General features: G+C 71.6%; 11 protein-coding genes. 6 read left to right on the top strand and 5 right to left on the bottom strand.

Annotated elements, in window-relative coordinates; all coding sequences use genetic code 11:
* Positions 1 to 49 precede the first annotated feature (49 nt).
* Both LO762_RS01415 and LO762_RS01410 read left to right on the top strand, forming a co-directional pair.
* Positions 50 to 547, top strand: a complete 498-nt coding sequence (locus tag LO762_RS01415) for a hypothetical protein (RefSeq protein WP_230611717.1) — start codon at positions 50 to 52, stop codon at positions 545 to 547.
* A 40-nt stretch (positions 548 to 587) separates the two neighbouring features.
* A complete protein-coding gene (locus LO762_RS01410) occupies positions 588 to 2033 on the top strand; it encodes a catalase (RefSeq protein WP_230611715.1) in 1446 nt (481 codons plus the stop codon).
* 104 nt (positions 2034 to 2137) lie between these two features.
* Here LO762_RS01410 and LO762_RS01405 read toward each other — a convergent pair whose 3' ends face one another.
* Together LO762_RS01405 and LO762_RS01400 are read right to left on the bottom strand one after the other, a co-directional pair.
* The gene (locus tag LO762_RS01405; RefSeq protein ID WP_230611713.1) at positions 2138 to 4087 is read right to left on the bottom strand and encodes a hypothetical protein; all 1950 of its coding nucleotides are present in this window, start codon (positions 4085 to 4087) and stop codon (positions 2138 to 2140) included.
* A gap of 8 nt (positions 4088 to 4095) precedes the next feature.
* Positions 4096 to 5484, bottom strand: a complete 1389-nt coding sequence (locus tag LO762_RS01400) for a sigma 54-interacting transcriptional regulator (protein ID WP_230611711.1) — start codon at positions 5482 to 5484, stop codon at positions 4096 to 4098.
* 88 nt (positions 5485 to 5572) lie between these two features.
* Between LO762_RS01400 and LO762_RS01395 the strand changes: the two genes are divergently transcribed.
* A complete protein-coding gene (locus tag LO762_RS01395) occupies positions 5573 to 6769 on the top strand; it encodes an FIST N-terminal domain-containing protein (protein ID WP_230611709.1) in 1197 nt (398 codons plus the stop codon).
* Positions 6759 to 7688: an ROK family protein gene (locus LO762_RS01390; RefSeq protein WP_230611707.1), complete on the top strand. Its 930-nt coding sequence runs from the start codon at positions 6759 to 6761 to the stop codon at positions 7686 to 7688. Before LO762_RS01395 ends, LO762_RS01390 begins: the two co-directional genes overlap by 11 nt.
* A 28-nt stretch (positions 7689 to 7716) precedes the next feature.
* Here the strand turns inward: LO762_RS01390 and LO762_RS01385 are convergent, their stop codons facing one another.
* A complete protein-coding gene (locus tag LO762_RS01385) occupies positions 7717 to 8868 on the bottom strand; it encodes a cystathionine gamma-synthase (protein ID WP_230611704.1) in 1152 nt (383 codons plus the stop codon).
* A gap of 254 nt (positions 8869 to 9122) precedes the next feature.
* Here LO762_RS01385 and LO762_RS01380 point away from each other — a divergent pair, with 254 nt between their 5' ends.
* Complete coding sequence (locus LO762_RS01380) at positions 9123 to 11279, top strand: MMPL family transporter (protein ID WP_230611702.1); 2157 nt, start codon at positions 9123 to 9125, stop codon at positions 11277 to 11279.
* Between the two features lie 177 nt (positions 11280 to 11456).
* Here LO762_RS01380 and LO762_RS01375 read toward each other — a convergent pair whose 3' ends face one another.
* Together LO762_RS01375 and LO762_RS01370 are read right to left on the bottom strand one after the other, a co-directional pair.
* Positions 11457 to 15188 carry a hypothetical protein gene (locus LO762_RS01375; RefSeq protein WP_230611700.1) on the bottom strand — a complete coding sequence of 1244 codons (3732 nt, stop codon included), beginning with the start codon at positions 15186 to 15188 and terminating at the stop codon, positions 11457 to 11459.
* Positions 15189 to 15338: 150 nt separating this feature from the next.
* Positions 15339 to 16223 carry a dihydrodipicolinate synthase family protein gene (locus tag LO762_RS01370; RefSeq protein WP_230611698.1) on the bottom strand — a complete coding sequence of 295 codons (885 nt, stop codon included), beginning with the start codon at positions 16221 to 16223 and terminating at the stop codon, positions 15339 to 15341.
* Positions 16224 to 16295: 72 nt separating this feature from the next.
* On the opposite strand from LO762_RS01370, the gene LO762_RS01365 reads away from it, so the two are divergent.
* Complete coding sequence (locus LO762_RS01365; RefSeq protein WP_230611696.1) at positions 16296 to 17210, top strand: LysR family transcriptional regulator; 915 nt, start codon at positions 16296 to 16298, stop codon at positions 17208 to 17210.
* Positions 17211 to 17256 lie beyond the last annotated feature (46 nt).

The raw sequence follows: 17256 nt of genomic DNA, 5'->3' as shown, positions 1-17256 counted from the left end.
CGGATGAGCCCGTATCTCCCAGAGGCTCCCCAAGGAGAGGACACCCACGATGACGACGGGCCCAGGCGACGGCACCGGGCCGTACGGCGGCGGCGACCCGCCCCCGGACGACCGGGACTTCGACGAGCCCCTGCCCGACGCGTCCGAGCAGCTCGACGTCGAGGACCCGGCGTACTCGCTCGTCGGCGACGACATCACCGCCGACCCGCTCGACCACGGCATCGACCCGCCCGACCGCTGGTCGCGCCCCATCCGGCACGGCATCACCGACGAGGAGCAGCGCGACGGCGAGACGCTCGACTTCCAGCTCTCCGCCGAGGTGCCCGACCCGGTCCTCGAAGAGATCAACGGGGACACCCCCGCGTCCCGTCCCAACCGCGACGACGAGCCCGCCGAGCTGGCCGCCGTCTCCGTCGTCGACGAGGACACCGACAGGGACGCGGTCATGCACGACGGACGTCCCGAGGAGACCCTCCAGGAGGCCGAAAGGGCCGTCGAGATCGAACAGGCCGCCGAAGCCGCCGCCGACGGCGAGGCGACACCGTAAGCCACCACCCAAACCAGCACCCGGGGGAGAGAACACCACGATGGCCATCACCACCACCAACACCGGCATTCCGGTCGGGAGCGACGAGAACTCGCTGAGCGTCGGCCGCGACGGGCCGCTCCTGCTCCAGGACTTCTACCTCATCGAGAAGATGGCCCAGTTCAACCGCGAACGGGTGCCCGAACGCGTCGTGCACGCCAAGGGCGGCGGCGCCTACGGCGTGTTCGAGGTGACGAACGACCTCAGCCAGTACACCCAGGCCGACCTCTTCCAGCCCGGCCGCAAAACGCCGATGCTGGCCCGGTTCTCCACCGTCGCCGGAGACCTCGGCACGCCCGACAGCTGGCGCGACCCGCGCGGCTTCGCGCTGAAGTTCTACACGCAGCACGGCAACTACGACATGGTCGGCAACAACACACCCGTGTTCTTCATGCGCGACCCGATGAAATTCCAGGACTTCATCCGCTCGCAGAAACGCCACCCCGTCACCCACCTGCGCGACAACGACATGCAGTGGGACTACTGGACGCTGTCGCCCGAATCGTCACACCAGGTCACCTGGCTGATGGGCGACCGCGGCATCCCGCGCGACTGGCGGCACATGGACGGATTCAGTTCGCACACCTACATGTGGATCAACGCGTCCGGGAAACGCTTCTGGGTGAAATACCACTTCGTCACCGACCAGGGGAACGCGTTCTACACCCAGGCCGAAGGCGACGCGATGGCCGGGGAGGACCCCGACCACAACCTCCGCGACCTGTTCACGGCGATCGAGCGGGGCGACTACCCGACGTGGACGCTCAAGATGCAGATCATGGAGTTCGAGGACGCCGCCTCGTACCGGTTCAACCCGTTCGACCTCACGAAGGTCTGGCCGCACGGCGACTACCCGCTGATCGAGGTCGGCCGGATGACGCTGAACGAGAACCCGGAGAACTACCACATCCACATCGAGCAGGCCGCTTTTGAACCGTCGAACCTGGTGCCGGGAATCGGGCCGTCGCCGGACAAGATGCTGCTCGGACGGCTTTTCTCCTACCCGGACACACACCGGTACCGGATCGGGCCGAACTACAACGAACTACCGCCCAACCGGCCGCGGAACGCCCAGGTGAACTCCTATGCCAAGGACGGGCCGATGCGGCAGTTCGCGGCGAATGTCGCCCGGCCTTACCACCCGAACTCGTACGGCGGCCCGGACGCCGCCTCACAATCCGGGCAGGACCTGGCGAGCTGGATGGTGGAGAACGCCGAACTCGTCCGCGAGGCGTCGACCCTGCACCGCGACGACGACGACTTCGGCCAGCCCGCCGCCCTCATCAACGACGTCATGGACGACGCCGCCCGAGGCCGCCTGGTCGACAACATCGTCGCCCACCTCAAGAACGGCGTCTCCTCCCCCGTCGTGGACCGCGCCGTCCAGTACTGGCGCAACATCGACAAGGCCGTAGGCGACCGAATCGCCGCCGGAATGAACCGCTGACCCACCGCGCGGACGCGACCCCACCTCACCGGGCCGCGTCCGCGCCACCGTCAATCCACCACACCCACCCAGCCCCGGCGCGTCCTTCGGATCGGGGTGGGGGGTCAGCGGTGGGGGGGTCGGGATTTTAGGTAGTCGGTTACTACGGTGAGGGAGAGGTTCTCGGCGGTGGCGGAGAAGACTCGGCCGCCGTTGCGGTGGGCCAACTCGTCTACGAAGGAGACGAGGCGGGGGTCGTCGGCGAGCATGAAGACGTTGAGGGTGGCGCCTCGGCGGGTCATCTTGTCCACCTCGGCGAAGGTGAGGACGAGGGTTTCCGGGGAGGGGGGGTAGTCGAAGAGGTAGTGGCCGTCGGGGCGGAGGTGGGCGGTGGGCTCTCCGTCGGTGACTACCAGGACGACCGGGTCGTGGTTGGGGTGGGAGTCCAGGTGGCGGCCTGCCAGGAGGAGGGCGTGGTGGAGGTTGGTGCCTTGGACCATCGACCAGTCCAGGGAGGTCATCTCCTCCGGCTGGAGGCGGCGGGCGTAGTTGCTGAAGCCGATGATCTGGACGGCGTCCCTGGGGAACTTCGTGCGGACGAGGGTGTGGAGGGCGAGAGCCGTCTGTTTGGCGGCGGCCCAGGTGCCGCGTGTCACCATCGAGTAGGAGAGGTCCACCAGGAGGCAGACGGCGGCGGCGGTGCGGTTCTCCGTCTCGTGGACCTCGAAGTCCTCCGGGAGGAGGCGTAGGGCGGGGGATCCGCTTCCGGCCTCGCGTAGGACGGCGTTGCGCACTGTGCGGACCACGTCGAGGGGCTGTTCGTCGCCGAACCGCCAGGGGCGTGACGTACCCGTCAGTTCGCCCGCCTGGCCCGCGTCGTGCTGGGCGTGGTCACCTCTGGGGCCCGCCTTGAGTTGCGCGAAGACACGGCGTAGGGCGGTGTCGCCGAGGCGGCGGACGGCCTTGGGGGTGAGGTCGAGGTTGCCGCCCTGACGCTGGAGGTATCCCTGGCGTTCTAGTTCCGCCTCGATACGGCGTAGTTCGGCCAGGTCGTCCACCGCCTGGCGGCCCAGCGCGCGGCGGACCGCCTCCTCGTCCACGTCGGCGAGGCCGGCGCCGGGGTAGTCCTGCTGGAGTGACGACTCCAGGTCGGCGAGATCCGCGAGGTCGGCCAGCGCGCTGGTGGCGTCGCCCAGGCCGAGGGGCTCCTCTCCGGACATGCGTTCGCCGCCCGTCCAGTCGAGGTCGGGACGGCGGCGGCGGAGCGCGTCGGCGAGGCGGGTCATCTCCAGGTCCAGGCCCGCGTCCTGGAGGGCGGCGGACATGAGCGAGCCGAGTTCGGCGCGCTGCTCGGGGCTGAGCGAGTTCATGAGGCGGTTGAGCGCGGCGGAGCGGCGGGCCAGGGAGTCGACGAGCTCTTCGAGGGTGCGCGGCGCGTCGGGGAAGAACTCGCCGAACTCCGCCATGAAGGCGTCGAAATCGGCTTGGCGGTGCTCGCCGCGCGCGTCGGCCTCCAGCATGGCGTTGAGCGCCGCCATCATCGCCTTGACGCGCTCGGCCTGGGCCGGGTCGCCGCCCCTGAGCGCCTGTTTGAGGCCCTCGAACTGGGCGTCGAGGACCTCGTCCCGGAGCATGTCTTTGAGGCGCTGGAACGTGGCACGGGCGGCGTCGGAGCGCCACGGGTAGTCGCGCAGGGCGCGGACGGCGGCGGCGGTGTCGGCGGGCAGTTGGTCGAGTTCGGCCTCGCGCAGGCGGGCCTCGTCGGACGGGTCGGGGAACAGCTCGGCGCGTTCCTGGCCGACCGCGGTGTCGAGGAGTGCGCGCGCCGCTTCGAGGACGCCGTCCATACGGCCGCGTTCGCGCAGCTCGCGGCGGCGTTCGCGGACCTGGCGGAGCAGGTCGTCCAGGCCGCGCCGGCCGGCCGTGGCGCCGCGCCGCAGCAGGTCGCGCAGCGCGTCGGAGGCGCGCCGCCCGTCCATGACGGCGTCGCCGAGCGCGTCCACCGCCTCCCGGACGTCGAACGGCGGCGCCAGCGGATCCGGCCCCTCCCGATAAGCCCCGTACCTGTACTTCACGCTTCTCCCTACAGCCGGTAGGTGGCCTCGTCGCCGGAGACGTCCTTGGAGAGGCGGCGGGTCAGGTAGAGGCCCTCCAAAGCGAACTCGACGGCTGCCGCGGCCTGGCCCGGCGAGTCGCCCGCGAGGTCGAGCGCCGCCATGATCTTGGCGAGGCCGCGCACGGGCCCGAGCCGGGTCAGCAGGTCCCCGGCCGTGACAAGCTCGCCCGTGTCGACGGTCTCGCCGGCGTCGAACCGGTCGAGCAGCCCGGACAGGTCGGCCCCGCCGAGGGTCCGCCGGAACGTCTCGGCGATGGCGCGGCGCAGCAGGTGTTCCATCACCTCCTGTTCGCGCCCCTCCTCGCTGACCTCGAACTCGACCTTGCCCATCAGGCTGGGCACGATCGCCGGGAGGTCCGCGACCCGCGCGACGGCCGTCTCCTCGCCTGTCAGCGCAGCCCGTCGCATGGCACCGGCCGCGACGGTCTCGGCGGCGGCGATCGCGAACCGTGCCGACACGCCCGACCGCGCGTCCACCGCCTTGGAATCCCGAACAAACCGGGTGAACCGGGCGAGCGTCTCCAGCAGGTGCCGGGGCACCTCGGCGGCCAGCTCCGCCTCCTGGAGGATGAGGTCCACCTCAAGATCGAGGTCCAGCGGATAGTGGGTGCGGACCTCAGCGCCGAACCTGTCCTTGAGCGGCGTGATGATCCGCCCCCGGTTCGTGTAATCCTCCGGGTTGGCTGACGCGACCAGAAGGACGTCCAACGGAAGCCGCAACTGGTAACCCCGGATCTGGACGTCCCGCTCCTCCAGCACGTTGAGGAGGGCCACCTGGATGCGCTCGGCGAGGTCCGGCAACTCGTTGACGGCGAAGATCCCCCGGTTCGCCCGTGGCACGAGCCCGTAGTGGACGGTCTCCGGGTCGCCGAGCGTCCGGCCCTGGGCGACCTTGATCGGGTCGACGTCACCGATGAGGTCGCCTACGGACGTGTCGGGCGTCGCCAGTTTCTCCGCGTACCTCTCGTCCCGGTGCCTCCACCAGACGGGGAGGTCCATTCCCGCCTCTTCCTTCAGCCTGACGCACCGCACACACACGGGCGCGTAGGGATGGTCGTTGATCTCACATCCGGCGACGACGGGAGTCCATTCGTCGAGGAGTCCGGCGATCGTGCGGATCAATCGCGTTTTGCCCTGCCCCCGCTCGCCCAGGAGCACGAGGTCATGGCCCGCGAGCAGGGCCCGTTCGACGTGGGGCAACACCGTTTCATCGAAACCGATGATTCCCGGAAAACGCGATTCACCGGATTTCAATCGTGACAAGAGGTTCGCCCGGAGCTCTGCCTTGACCGGGCGGTGAACATGTCCGGAGTCGAGTAGCTCGCCAAGGGTGGCGGCTCGCGGTTGAGAAGGCACCTAAACGAGACTACGTCCCCGATGTCCCGTCCGCACTGTTTACATGGGAGTGGTTTCGAAAAGGCGCGAGGCCCGGTTGAATCGAAACATGACTCGTTTCGGGGACGGACTGGCGACGGGGCCCGACCTCGCGGCCGCGGCGGCCGAGGCCGTCCGGCAGGCGACCCTGCCCCTCGATGGACGGGCGGATCTCCTCTGCGTCTTCGTGAGCGGAGCCGACCCGCAGGAGGTCGAGCACGCCGCCCGGCACGCCATGGCGATCAGCGACGCCCGCACCGTTGTGGGGTGCAGCGCCCAGGGCGTGATCGGCAGGGGCCAGGGCGTCGAACGAGATCGCAAGGACATCGACGACCTGGGCGCCGTCGCGGCCTGGGCGGCCATCCTGCCCGGCGCCCGGCTCACCCCCTTCCAGCTGGAGACGCTCCGCGCGGAAGACCGCCTCGTCGTCGTCGGCATGCCCGAATCGGCGCCCGACGACGTCGTGGGCATCCTCCTGGCCGACCCGCACTCGTTCCCGGTGGACGCGTTCGTCGAACGGTCGGAGGAGGTCCTGCCAGGGCTGCCCCTCGTAGGGGGCCTCGCCGGAGGCGGCCTGGGCGAATCCCGTCTCTTCGTCGACGACAAGGTGATCGAGTCCGGCGCGGTGGGCGTCGTCATCGGAGGCCCGGTAGAGGCGATGACCCTGCTGAGCCAGGGCGCCCGTCCGATCGGCCCCCTCATGACCGTCACCAGCGCCGAACAGAACATCCTCTTCGAGCTCGCGGGCGCACCCGCCCTGGAGAAACTGGAGGAGGTCGTGGCGGGCCTCACCGGAGAGGAACGAGATCTGGCCGCGGACGGCCTGCTCATAGGCGTCGCCATGGACGAGTACGCGGAGGAACATGAGCAGGGCGACTTCCTAGTCCGGGGCGTCGTGGGCGTCGACCCCGACACAGGCGCCCTCGCCGTCGGCGACGTGGTGGAGACGGGCCAGACCGTCCGCTTCCAGGTACGCGACGCCGGAGCCGCCGACCACGACCTGGAGGCGCTCGTCCGCGGGTTCGACGTCGGGCCCGTCGAAGGGGCGCTCCTGTTCTCCTGCAACGGGCGGGGACGCGCCATGTTCGGCGGCTCCGACCACGACATCCGGGCCCTCACAGGGTTCGGCTCCGTAGGCGGATTCTTCGCTGACGGAGAGATAGGGCCGGTCGCCGGCCGCAATCACGTGCACGGTTTCACGGCCTCGATCCTCGCCTTCGGGAACCGTGACGCACGGAATGACGGAAGGACAGCGCATGGGCGATGAGCGCGTTCTAGCCATAGACATCGGTGGCACCAAGATGGCCGTGGGGATCGTCGACCCGGGAGGACGGGTCGAATCCTATGAAAGGGCCGAAACCCCCAGGGTCGACGCGGAGGGCCTCTGGCGCCTCCTGGAGGCCCTCCTCGACAAACTCCCCGAATCAGACCTCGTCGGCGTGGGCGTCGGCTGCGGCGGGCCCATGCAGTGGCCGTCCGGCGAGGTCTCCCCCCTCAACATCCCCGGCTGGCGCGGCTTCCCGCTGCGCGCCAGGCTCCGGGAGCGGTACCCGTCGCTGCCCGTCCGGGTGCACAACGACGCGGTCGCGGTCGCCGTCGGCGAGCACTGGCGCGGCGCGGGCAAGGGCACGGCCAACGTGCTGGGGATGGTCGTGTCGACCGGCGTCGGCGGCGGACTGATCCTCGGCGGCAGGCTCATCGACGGAGCCAGCGGCAACGCCGGACACATCGGGCACATCGTCGTCGATCCCGCCGGCATGCCCTGCGCGTGCGGGGGACGCGGCTGCCTTGAGGCCATCGCGCGCGGTCCCTCTCTCGCGGCCTGGGCGCAGGCCGAAGGGTGGCGGGCGGAGCAGGTCGTCGCGACGGCCCGCGACCTCGCCGCCGACGCCGCCCGCGGCCACCCGATCGCCGTCGCGGCGATGCGCAGGGCGGGCCGCGCGCTCGGCATCGGCATCGCCTCGGCCACCCACCTGTGCGACCTGGACGTCGTCGCCATCGGCGGCGGACTCGCCCAGGCCGGACCCCTCCTGTTCAACTCCCTCGAAGAGACGTTCCGCGCGCACGCGCGCATGGATTTCGCCCGTAGCGTCCGGGTCGTCCCGGCCGCGCTCGGGCAGACCGCCGGCCTCGTCGGCGCCGCCGCCCTCGTGTTCGAAGGCGACGCCTACTGGCACGCGGACTGACCCCGTCTGATCCCGTCCCCGGGAACGCTCAGCCGAGGGCCTGCTCCAGATCGGCGAGCAGGTCCTCGGCGTCCTCGATGCCGACCGACAGGCGCACGAGGTCGCCCGGCACCTCCAGCGGCGAGCCCGCCGCCGACGCGTGCGTCATCCGGGCCGGGTGCTCGATGAGGGACTCGACGCCGCCCAGCGACTCACCCAGGATGAACAGCTCCGTCGACTCACACACCTTGACGGCCTCTGCCTCGCTGCCCATCCGGAACGACACCATGCCGCCGAAGCCCTTCATCTGCCTTACGGCCGTCTTGTGTCCGGGATGGTCGGACAGGCCGGGGTAGAGCACCCTGGATACCTTCGGGTGACGCGTAAGCAGATCGACGACCTTCTCGGCGTTCGCGCAGTGCCTGTCCATCCTGACGCCGAGCGTCCTGATGCCACGGAGCGTCAGCCACGCGTCGAACGGGCCCGCGACGGCGCCCATCGCGTTCTGGTGGTAGGCGAGGCGGCCGCCCAGCTCCTCCTCCCTGGTGACGAGGGCGCCCCCGATCACGTCGGAGTGGCCGCCCATGTACTTCGTCGTGGAGTGCACCACGACGTCAGCCCCGAGGTCGAGAGGGCGCTGGAGGTACGGGCTCGCGAACGTGTTGTCCACGACGAGCAGAGCGCCCGCGCCGTGGGCGAGTTCCGCCAGCGCGGCGATATCAGCGATGCCGAGCAGCGGGTTCGTGGGCGTCTCCGCCCAGACGGCCACGGTGTTCGGGCGCAGCGCCTCCTTGACGGCCGCCAGATCGCCCAGCGGGACCGGCGTGAACTCCACTCCCCACTGCGCGTAGACCTTCGCGAAGAGCCGGTACGTGCCTCCGTACGCGTCGCCGGGGATGACGACGTGGGAGCCCGGACGGCACACCGTGCGCAACACCGCGTCCTCCGCGGCCAGGCCTGACGCGAACGCCAGGCCCCGCGCGCCGCCCTCCAACGCCGCGACGCACTCCTCAAGCGCGGTACGCGTCGGGTTCCCGCTGCGGCTGTACTCGTAGCCGCCGCGCAGCCCCCCGATCCCGTCCTGCTGGAACGTCGAGACCTGGTGGATCGGCGGCACCACGGCGCCCGTCAGCGGGTCCGGATCCTGGCCCGCGTGGATCGCCAGCGTCTCGAAACCCCGTGTGTTTCCCCGTGCGTTCATGCCCGCAAGGCTACGACCCCTCCTCCTTCAGAAGGTGGATGTCCCCCACAGGTATGGCGCCGCATCTCACCACTGCGGACGTTGTGGCCGCCGATCCGCAAAAGATAGGGTGTCGTCAACCTTAGGTTGACGGCGACTTCGAGAGCGTGGATAACCCTTTCCGTTCTGTCACCCCCCGCCGCTAGCTTGGGTCCAGCGCGGAGCGACCGACACCCGGCAGCTCCACCGACCCCCCGACAGAGAGGCCCCGACACATGTTTGGACGGCTGGGGAATGCCGTCGTCAGGCACCCGTGGTGGACGATCGCCGCGTGGCTCGTCACCGCCGCGCTCATCGTCATCTTCTCCCCCCGACTCTCCACGCAGGCCGACCAGGCGGACTTCCTTCCGTCGAAGTACGAGTCGCTCCAGGCCATGCGGATCGCCGCTGAGGGCTTCCCTCAGCAGGAGGACATATCGGCCCTCATCGTCGTCAAGCGCACTGACGGCAAGGAATTCACCGAACAGGACGTCACGAAGGTCACGGCCGTCGCGCAGGCGCTGCCGAAGCCGGAGTCCGTCCTCGGGGTGGTGACGGGCCCCGAGTTGGTCTCGCCCAACAAGCTCATCCAGGTCATCCAGGTGCCGATGGAAGGCACCTCGGTGGAGGCCCAGGAAGCCCAGGTCAAGGCGGTCGCCGAGTTCCGCGAGGCGCTCCCGGGTGAACTCGCGGGCAGCGGCCTGGAAGCCAAGGTCGGCGGTGACGTCGCGGGCTGGGCCGACAACGAGGACTCCTTCAACCGAGCGTTCGAGATCGTCACCATCGCGACGATCCTGCTCATCATCGGACTGATCCTGGCGATCTTCCGGGCACCGCTCGCCGCGTTGCTCCCACTCGTCGTCATCTCGGTGACGGTGATCGCGGTGATGTCCCTCATCGGGCTCGCCTCCGAGGTCTTCAACTTCGCCGCCGACCAGTCGCTTGAGATCATCGTCACGATCGTGCTCTTCGGCATCGGGGCGGACTACTACCTGTTCCTCATGTTCCGCTACCGGGAACGGCTGCGGGCTGGCGACGACAGCAAGACCGCGATGATCGCGGCCGTCGAACGCGTCGGCGAGGTCATCTCCTCGGCCGCCGCCGCCGTGGCCGTCGCGTTCCTCGTGCTGCTGCTCGCCACCTTCGGCGTGTTCAGCGCGTGGGGCCCGTCGCTGGCCATCGCCGTCGTCTTCATGGCGATCACCTCGCTGACGCTGATCCCCGCGATCGTCTCGCTGCTCGGCACGGCCGTGTTCTGGCCGTCCAAGTCGTGGAAGACCCAGCCGAAGGGCGGCGCCGCGCGGCGGCTCGGCGCGTTCGTCGGCGGCAGGCCCGTCGCCGCGGCGCTCGGCTCCGGCATCCTGCTGCTGCTGCTCGCAGGCGGAGCGCTCTCCTTCAAGGCCGACTACGACTTCCAGGCCGGATTCCCGCAGGACACCGAGTCGGCCCAGGCCATCAAGGACATGCAGACCGGGTTCCCGCCCGGCCTCACCACGCCCGTCCAGGTGTTCCTCAAGAGCGAGAGCGGCGCGCCGCTCGCCCAGGAGCAGCTCACCGCGTTCGCCGAGGCCGCCAAGGGCTTCCCCGGCATCGGCGACGTGCAGCCGCCGATCCCGGGCCCGAACACCGCGGCCATCGCGCAGGTCAACCTGCTGCTTGAGGACAACCCGATGTCCAACGAGGCGATCGCCCTCGTCAAGGACGAACTGCGGCCCGCCGTGCACGCGGCGGCGCCGGACGGGGTCCGCGCCTACGTCGGCGGGCAGACGGCGATCTTCGCCGACATCAACGAGGTGAACAACCGGGACCTCTCGGTCATCCTTCCGGTGGCGGCGCTGCTCATCGCGCTGATCCTCGCCCTCCAGCTACGCAGCCTCGTGGCCCCGCTCTACCTGGTGCCCGCGGTGCTGCTCGGCTTCGCCGCGACCATCGGCTCGGCCGTCTACCTGTTCCAGTTCGCCATGGACAAGCCGGGCCTCACCTTCCAACTACCGATCATCCTCTACCTGTTCGTCCTGGCGATCGGGACCGACTACAATATTCTGATGACCGCCCGCCTCCGCGAGGAGGCCCGCGAAGGCCACGAGCCCCGCAAGGCGGCGGCGCTCGCCGTCGAACACGGCGGCCCGACCGTCATGGCCGCCGGCCTCATCTTGGCGGGCACCTTCGCCGTCATGGTCCTGGCCCCGGTTGCCATGATGCAGCAGATGGGCTTCGGCGTCGCCATCGGCATCATGCTCGCCGCCTTCGTCATGTCCGTCTTCCTCGTCCCCGGCATCACCGCCTTGCTCGGCCACCGAGCCTGGTGGCCCGGCCACGCCGACGAACCCACAAAGCCCGTCCCCCCCACCCCCGACCTCACCAAGTCCGAAGCCGAACTCACCGGCTCCTGACCCCAACCGGCGGCCCTCCCCACCCGCCAACCGGCCCCGACGTCCCCAGGACGCCGGGGCCGTCCCCTTCCCACCCCACAAAGCCCCACGACCAGCCATGAAGCACCTGCGGGACGACCGCCGTCAGCCGTGTGCGGAGACGACCGCTTGAGCCGTGCAGGGCTCAGACGGCCGCTGTCAGCCGTGGAGGGCGCGGACGTGTGGGATGGCCTCGATGAGGACGTCGGGGGCGGCGGCCGCCACGGAACCGAGCAGGTCCGTCGCCTTCACGTGGACCAGGACCGTGGCGAGGAGCCGTTGGGCGTCAGCCCGTTCCATCCGCTCGGCCAGGCTCCGCAGCGCCCACCCGGCGACCGGCGGGTCGGTGAGCTCCCGGGCGATCGCCTCGGCTCGGGTGAGTTCCCCGGCCTGCGCCAGCGCGTCCACCACCTTGCTCAGGCCGTAGACACGTGCAAAATCAGGCGTGTCGAAGTCGCGGGCGAGTTCCTCCGCGCGGCCGAGATCGCCGCGCTCCGCCCACGCGACGACAAGGTCGAAGAGCGTGGAGGACATGAGCGGGGCGGAGTAGAACGGACGGGCGGCGGCGCTCGCCTCCGCCAGCAGGGCTTCGGCCCTGCCCGGTTCTCCCACGCACGCCTCCGCCGCCAACAGGAGCGTCTTCACCAGCTTCACGGGGTCCGTGACGGCACGGGCCAGCGTCTCGACCTCGGCGGCGACCGCGCGGACCCGCTCACGCGCCCCGGCCTCCGCCCAGGCCAACGCCGCGTCCCGCAGGGCGTAGAGCCCGTTCCAGTAGTCGGCGGACGCCGCCATCCGCACGTCGGCCGCCGACGCCGTCTCGCGGGCGGCGGCCTCGGCCGACTCCGCCGCCCGCGCGGCGTGCCCGCCCTGCCCGGCCGCCGCCCACGCGCGTGCCACCGCGAGCCACGCTCCGACCCGCGCCAACGGATACCCGATCGTCAGGGCGAGCCGTTCGGCCTGCTCCGGCTCGCCTGCGGCGGCCAGCCCGGCGGCCACCACTTTCAGCGCGGATGCCCGGTTCGCCGGAAGGGAGAGCGCGGCAGCGGTCCGCTCCGCCTCAGCGAAATCCCCGAGCGCGGCGAACGCGAGGAACGCGTCCCACCTCGCTCCCGGCCCTCCGGTCTCGGACGCGATCGCGCGCACCGCGGCGGCGACCTCATGGGCATGTCCCGGCTCGCCCGCCGCCACCAACACGGTCACCAGATCGCCCAAGACCTCTGCCTGGCGCTCGGTGTCGATGACCGACCGGGCCGCGGCCTCCGCCTCGACGGCGGCCGTCACGGCACGCCCGTCCTCCCCGACGGCGGCCCACGCGGCCGCGACGGCCGTCAGCGCCTGAGCTTGGTTCTGGGCGGACTCGCACGCGCGGGCGGCCTCCTCGGCGTCGGCGGCCACGTCAGCCGCCCGTCCGGCTTCCCCTGCCGTCAGCCACGCGGTGGCGGCGCGGCTCAGGGCCTCGGCACGGAGCCGGGCGTCGTCGATCGTGCGGGCGAGCATCGCGGCCTGGGCGGCACGGCCCGCGTCGGCAAGCGCGTAGGCGACGCCTCGGAGCGACCGTGCCCGGGTCTCGGGGAGGGGGATCGAACGGCCGAGTTCCTCGGCCCGCTGGGAGTCCCCGGCCAGGGCGAGCGCCACCACCGCCGTGTCCAGCGAGAGGTCCAGATAGTCGCCCGGGGTGGCGAGCCACGCCGCCTGCTCCACCATCGTGGAGATGATCGTCGCCGCCCGGTGGACCTCGCCGACCGCCGCCAGCCCACTAGCCAGGCTCCGGAACGCCCAGGCGCGGCTCGCGGGATCGGCGAGCCCCCGGGCCACGGTTTCCACCTCGGCGATCACCGCACCGGCGTGTCCGGCCTCTCCGGCCCTCGCCCAGACCTTCGCCACCTCGACCAGCATCAGCGCCCGGACGTAGCCGTCTTCGAGCGCGCGGGCCAGGGGCTCCGCCTCCCGGGCCAGCGCGCTCGCCCGTCGGGCCGCGCCCAGCACCGCCCAGGACCTGGCGGCCGCGACCAACGCCTCGACATACCGTGCGTTCCAACCCGAGGGCTCCTGCTCAGGCGTCGCCCCGCCCTGGCCTTCTGGCTCACCGGACGCGGCCGGGGCGACGGGCGTCTCCGTGGCGTCGCCGATAGGCCGCGCGGGCGGGGCGAGCGTCCGCGCGGACTCCTCGGCGACGGCGGCCACCGCCTCGGCGCGTCCCGTGTCCCCGGCGGACGCCAGGGCACGCGCCACATCGTCCAGTGCGCCGATCCGGGTCACCGGGTCGGCGAGGGACCGGGCGGTCCGTTCCGCCCCGGTGAAATCCCCCGCCGCCGTCCGCGCCATGGCGACCCGGGCGAGAGCGCCGTCCCGCCTGTGCGCGGCAAGGACCGCACGGGCGGAGGTCTCCGCCTCGGCGGCCAGATCCACGGCACGGACGGTGTCTCCGGCGGCCGCCAGCACGTCCACCACACCCGCGAGCGCCTCCACCCGGAACCTGGGGTCGGGCAGGGAGCGGGAGAGGGCCAGGGCTCGGTTCACGTTGCCTAGGCGGGTCCAGACGGCGGGGAGGTCGGTGGGGATGTGGGTGTTGCGTTCGGTGAGGTGTTGGCGGGTGAGGGCTATGTGGAGGGCGGCGGAGAGGTCTGGGGTGGGGTGGGTGGCTAGGTGTTCTTGGGCGGTGAGGGTGTCGGCTATGGCGGCGGCGTCGCCGTGGCTGACGTCGAGCATGCGGTTGAGGCGGGGGCGGTCGGTGACCAAGGCGGTTATGCGGGGGGTGTCGGACAGGGTGAGGAGGAGTTGGAGGTAGCCGCGGAGGAGGTATTCGGGGGTGTGTTCGGGCCAGGCGCGGGCGCGGTAGGTGTCGGCCCAGGTGTGGAGGCGGGCTTGCCAGGCGGCGGTCTCGGTGGGGCGGAGGGAGCGTTGGACGCCCTGGACGAGTTCCTCGTGGGCGAGGGTGAGGCGGTCGGGGGCGCCGTCGTGCCACTGGGGGTCGCGGGCGGTGAAGGAACGCCCCGTGACGGCGTGGAGGATGCGTTCGACCTCGCCGATCGGCTCGGAGGTCAGCTCGGCCAGGTCACGGGTGGAGAGGCCGCCTCCTGACGTCACCAGGAGGCCGAGGAGGTCGCGGCCCAGGCCGCCGCCGTCCAGGAGGTCGGAGAGCTCGCGTTCGGCGGAGGCGCGGAAGGCGACGGCCCATGGGGACGGCGGCAGAGGGCGGACGATCCGGGGGTCGTGCAGGGGGTGCCAATCGGGGACGTCGGAAGGCACGGGCGGGTTAGGACGTCCGGCCACCACGATGCGCACGTTCGTCGGAGGGCGGCCGGGCAGGAGTGCCGCGATGCTGTGCGCGGTGGAGGTGCGCCGGACGCCACGGTCCTCGTCGAGGCCGTCCACCACGAGGACCAGACGGCATCCGTCCTCCGCGCACTTGCCTGCGGCCTCCTCCAGCAGTTGTAGGAACCACTGCTGGCGGTTGGCCTCGGTGAGGACGTCAGGCAGCGGCTGGCCCGTCAACGCGGCGAGCTGCTCCAGTACCGCCGACAGGAAGGCCGTCCGGTCGCTCTGCCCGGCCAGCCGCGCGGTGATGAAGAACGACACGACCCGCACCCCGGCGGGCGGCCGCTGCACGAACGACGCCATCAGCGCCGACTTCCCCGCCCACGCCGGGGCCTGCCACCAGACGTACTCTGGCCCCTCCTCGCGCGCGCAGAACGCGGCGAGCTCCGCCAGCTCGTCCTCCCGGTCCTTCAGCTCCCCCGAGAAGATCTGCTCGACCTGCCGCGAGTAGGCGGTCCTGGCGGGCCCCGCCGCGCCCCCGTAGTGGATGTGCTGGATCCCGGTGTTGACGATCGCCCCGTCCCCGCCCGACGCGCCTCCCGACCGCCGCACCCACCACAACCTGCTCACCGAACCCCGCCTCCGTCACACCCGGACGAACCTCCCCCCATCCTCCCCCAACCACCCCACCCCCCGCCCCCGAACAGACCCCTCCCGACCAGCTGCGAGGAGGACGGCCGAGCGACGACGCGCCTCCCCGAACAGGCCGCTCGCGGGGAGTTAAGGGAGAGCGGCCAGGTGGTGGTGTAGGAGGTTGACGGAAGCGGGGGCGGCCGGGAGGAGGGGGAGGCGGACGTCTGGCGTGGGGATGCGGCCGAGGGCGTGGAGGGCCGCCTTGAGGACGGTCGGGTTGGGTTCGGTGAAGCAGGCGGCGGAGAGGCGGGCCAGGCGGTGGCCGAGGGGGCGGGCCGTCGCGGCGTCGCCGTCGGCCCAGGCGGCGGCGAGGGCGGCGAAGTGGCGGGTGGCGAGGTGGGCGGAGGCGAGGACGCCGCCTGCGGCGCCCAGGGCGAGCAGCGGGGAGAGCGTGACGTCGTCACCGGCGAGGAGGGCGAAGCCGGGCGGCGGGTCGGCGAGGAGGTCGACGGCCGGGCCGTCGAGGGAGCCGGTGGCGTACTTGGCTCCGGCGACGTTCGGGAGGGCCGCCAGCTCACGCAGCGCGGAGGTGCCCAGCGGCTGGGCCGTCCGGTACGGGACGTGGTAGACGATCAGCGGCACCGGGCCGGCGGCGGCCAGATGGGCGAAATGGGCGACGACACCCGCCTCGCCCGGCCTGCTGAAGGACGGCACCGGCACCAGCGCGGCGCTGATCTCCGGCCACCGGGCGAGGTCGGCCAGCGCGGCCTCGCTTGCGCGCGTGTCAGCCGATCCGGCCCCGACGACGAGCGGCGCATCCCGCTCTCGACAGACTTCGGCGCACAGGTCCACGACGAGCTGCCTTTCGGCGGCGTCCAGGGCGGCTGCTTCCGCCGTCGTACCGAGGGCGACGATCCCTGACGCGCCCTGCTCCAACACGTCGGCTGCGAGGGCTTGCAGGGCGTCGCCCGCGATCCGCCCGTCGGCGTCGAAGGGCGTGACCAGCGGGACGAGGATTCCGTGAATCGCCATGCGCACCAGCGTGCCGCCCCCACAACATGCAGGTCCAGTTAATGTTCGTACGGTCGAGCGTAAGCTGAGCTGATGCTCGACGTTCGCCGTCTCCGGCTGCTCAGGGAGCTCGCCCACCGCGGCACGATCGCCGCCGTCGCCGAGGCCCTCGCGTTCACCCCGTCGGCCGTCTCGCAGCAGCTCAGCGCGCTGGAGCGGGAGGCGGGCGTGCCGCTCCTGGAGCGCACGGGACGCCGCGTGGCGCTCACCCCGGCCGGGCTCTCGCTGGTCCGGCACGCCGACGCCGTCCTCGACCGGCTCGACCAGGCGGCCGCCGAGCTCGCCCGCGCCCGCCAGGGCCTCGCCGGGCCGCTGCGCGTCGGCACGTTCGCGAGCGCGGGACACACGATCGTCCCGACGGCCCTGCGCCTCCTCGCCGCCCGGCATCCCGGCCTGGAGCCGCGGGTGCTGGAGCTGGACCCGGCCGACGTCGCCGCCGCGCTGCGCGCCGGGGAGCTGGACGTCGCCCTCATCCACGAGTACGACTTCGCCGCCGACCCCGCCCACCGCGGCCTGGCCACCACCCCTCTGTGCACGGAAGCGATGTACTTGGCTTCCCCGTCCCCCGGAGCCACCACCCGCGTCGAGACCCCCGACGCGTCCGCCATCGCCGCAGCCCGCGACCTGCCTTGGATCACCGCCAAACGCGGCACCCTCTGCCGCCAGATGACGCTCCGCGCCTGCGAGGCCGCCGGATTCACCCCCCACACCCGCCACGAGATCGACGACTTCCCCACCACCCTCGCCTTCGCCGCCTCCAACCTGGGCGTCGCCCTAGTCCCCGAACTAGCCCTCTCCAACCCACCCCCCGGCCTCCTCCTCACCCGAACCCCCCTCCACCGCCGAACCCGAATCGCCTACCGAACCGGCACCGCCACCCACCCCGCCGTCACCACCATCACCACAGCCCTAAAATCCGCCCACCGCGCGTTGACGTCACCCGGCTGAATCTCACGGTTCGGTGTCTTCTAGGCTAACCACGTGCGCCTTCGTG

This window comes from Actinocorallia sp. API 0066 (genome assembly GCF_020991275.1).
Taxonomy (GTDB): Bacteria; Actinomycetota; Actinomycetes; order Streptosporangiales; family Streptosporangiaceae; genus Actinocorallia.
This window is presented reverse-complemented; position numbering and strand designations above follow the sequence as displayed.